The following is a 2957-nucleotide window of genomic DNA, read 5'->3' as shown; positions in this document are numbered from 1 at the left end:
CCGGCAATCCGGGCCGGCCTTTTTCTTAGCGACCGGAGTGCTTTCGGTTTCCCGCGGAAATCATCGCTGCAGCATTTGACGCTTGGCCCCGAAGCGCGTTCAATCCCCGCTCCTCCGCTGGCGGCACAAGGCCTGCGGACGCAAATGGGGATATCACGATGACACTGAAGCCAAGCCTGCCAGCCCTTGCGGTGTGTACAGCCGCAATCGCCCTGGCTGCCTGCAGCAGTGGCTCGGACACCGCCTCCTCGGGCAGTGCCGGGTCCGCGGGCAGCAATTCGGGCGAATCCGGCGATATCGTCCGGATCAATCTGGATCCGTATCCGTCCACCTATACGCCGCGGCCCAGCGGCACGACGCTGATCCGTGGCGCCACGGTGCTCGACGGGATCGGCGGACAGATCGAGAATGGCGACGTGCTGATCGAAAACGGCCGTATCGCCGCTGTCGGTACCGGTCTGGAAGCGCCGGACGGTGCGACCGTGGTCGATGGCGCAGGCCGCTATGTCACGCCGGGCATTATCGATATCCACTCCCATCTGGGCGCCTATCCCTCGCCGGGCGTCAGCGCCCATTCCGACGGCAATGAGGCGACCGAGCCGGTGACGGCGGAAGTCTGGGTCGAGCACTCGGTCTGGCCGCAGGACCCCGGTTTCGAGCACGCGCTGGCCGGCGGTGTCACCACGCTGCACGTCCTGCCCGGCTCGGCCAATTTGTTCGGCGGCCGCGGCATCACCCTGCGCAATGTGCCGGGGCGTACGGTGCAGGAGATGAAATTCCCGGACGCGCCCTACACGCTGAAAATGGCCTGCGGCGAAAACCCGTCGCGCGTCTATGGCAATCGCGGCCGCTCGCCGGCCACCGACATGGGCAATATGGCCGGTTACCGCGCCGCCTGGATCGAGGCGTCGAACTATCGCGACAGCTGGCATGAATACTGGGAAGCCGCCGAGAATGGCGAGGATGTCGATCCGCCGACGCAGGATCTCGAGCTGGACACGCTGATGGGTGTGCTGGAGGGCGAGATCCTGGTCCAGCAGCACTGCTACCGCGCCGACCAGATGGCCCAGATCATGGATATGGCCGAGGAGTTCGGCTACCAGGTCACGACCTTCCACCACGCTGTCGAGGCCTACAAGATCCCCGACCTGCTGGCCGAGCACAATGTGTGTGCCGCCGTGTGGGCCGACTGGGGCGGCTTCAAGATGGAAGCCTATGACACGGTCCGCGAAAACCTGGCCATGACGCACGCCAATGGCGCCTGCGCCATGATCCACTCGGACGACGCCAACGGCATCCAGCGTCTCAACCAGGAAATCGCCAAGGCGCTCGCCGACGGCCGCCGGGCCGGCCTGGACATCTCCGAGGCCGAAGCCTGGGCCTGGGCGTCCTCGCGTCCGGCGCAGGCTCTGGGCATCGGCGACGAGACCGGTTCGCTGCAGGAAGGCTATCGCGCCGATGTGGTGCTGTGGTCCGGCAATCCCTTTTCCACCTACACGCGGGCCGACCAGGTCTGGATCGACGGTGCGCTGAGCTATGACCGGCGCAACAGCGATCTCCAGCCCGTCCGCGACTTCATGCTCGGCCAGCCCGGCGAAGGAGAGCAGTAATGAAACAGCTGATTTCAGTTCTGGCGGCCAGTCTGGCCCTCGCTGCACCGGCTGCCGCCCAGACCTATGCCGTGACCAATGGCCGGGTCGTCACCAATACCGATGCCGGCATTCTCGAGAACGCCACCGTTATCGTGCGTGACGGCGATATCGTTGCGGTCGGTGCAGGGGCGGAAATCCCCGAGGACGCCACCGTGATCGATGCGTCCGGCAACTGGGTCACGCCCGGCGTGTTCGCCGCCTTCTCCCAGCTCGGCCTGATCGAGGTCGGCCTGGAAGGCTCGACCACGGACGACAGCGCAGACGAGTCGCCCTTCTCGGTCGCCCTCGATGTTGCCGACGGTTTCAACCCGGCCGGCACCTATCTCGCCACCAACCGGGTGGAAGGCGTTACGCGGGCGGCGATCTTCCCGTCCACCGGCCATAATATCTTCGCCGGCCAGGGCGCGCTGATCGACACGAGCGGCGATGCCGACTCGCTCTTCCAGGCCGGCAGCTTCGTCTATGCCGACCTGTCCGAATCGGGCGCCAGCCGCGCCGGCGGCTCGCGCCCGGCCGCCTGGGCCTTCCTGGAAGCCGCACTGGCCGATGCCCGCGGTTATCCGGGGCGTTTCTCGGGCGATCATGAAGGCGACGCGCTGAACCGCTATGACGCGGCGGCCCTCTTGCCCGTCGCCCGCGGCCGCGTGCCGCTGGTCATGGCCGTCAATCGTGCAGCCGACATCCGCCGGGCGATCCGCTTCAAGGCCGACAATGCACCGATCCAGCTGATCCTGGTCGGGGCAGCGGAAGGCTGGATGGTCGCCGAGGAGCTGGCCGCGGCCGGCATTCCGGTGATCGTGGATCCGCTGGAAGACCTGCCTTCTTCCTTCGATGCGCTGGGTGCCTCGCTGCAGAACGCGGCGCGTCTGCAGGCCGCGGGTGTCGATGTCGCCTATTCCACGGCCCCGACGGCGGACGGATATTTCAACGCCCGCCTGGTGCCGCAGCATGCCGGCAATGCCGTTGCCAACGGCGTTCCCTGGGATGAGGCTTTCCGCGCGATCACACTGACACCGGCGGAAATCTACGGCGTCGGGGACCGCTATGGCGCCCTCGCTCCGGGCTATGCCGGTGATGTCGTGGTGTGGGATGGCGATCCGCTGGAAGTGATGAGTGCACCGGTTGCAGTCCTCATCGACGGCGAGCCGACTGCGCTTGAATCGCGGCAGACTCAACTGCGAGACCGTTACATCAATATCACGGACGACACGCCATTCGCCTACAGACGCTAGGCTTTCGGCCCTGTTGCGTTGACACAACGAACGGTGTCCGTATTTTGCGCCCACCTGCGGCCGCGCCTTCACG

The 2957-nt window shown here is 66.2% G+C and carries 2 protein-coding genes; both read left to right on the top strand.

Features of this window, described 5'->3' with window-relative positions:
- The first annotated feature begins 158 nt into the window (after window positions 1–158).
- Window positions 159–1610 carry an amidohydrolase gene (locus ABJO18_RS00860; RefSeq protein WP_348507342.1) on the top strand — a complete coding sequence of 484 codons (1452 nt, stop codon included), beginning with the start codon at window positions 159–161 and terminating at the stop codon, window positions 1608–1610.
- Entirely contained in the window at window positions 1610–2884 is a 1275-nt protein-coding gene (locus ABJO18_RS00855) for an amidohydrolase family protein (RefSeq protein ID WP_348507341.1), read from the top strand. Before ABJO18_RS00860 ends, ABJO18_RS00855 begins: the two co-directional genes overlap by 1 nt.
- Window positions 2885–2957: the final 73 nt, after the last annotated feature.

This window comes from Maricaulis sp. (assembly GCF_039978735.1).
In the GTDB taxonomy this organism is placed as follows: Bacteria; Pseudomonadota; Alphaproteobacteria; order Caulobacterales; family Maricaulaceae; genus Maricaulis.
Note: the sequence above shows the minus strand (reverse complement) of the source record. Positions and strands in the feature narration are given on the sequence as shown.

Bases quoted from the DNA above. Each gene is read 5' to 3' on its own strand.
- ABJO18_RS00860 (WP_348507342.1), top strand. From the start codon at position 159: ATGACACTGAAGCCAAGCCTGCCAGCCCTTGCGGTGTGTACAGCCGCA.
- ABJO18_RS00855 (WP_348507341.1), top strand. From the start codon at position 1,610: ATGAAACAGCTGATTTCAGTTCTGGCGGCCAGTCTGGCCCTCGCTGCA.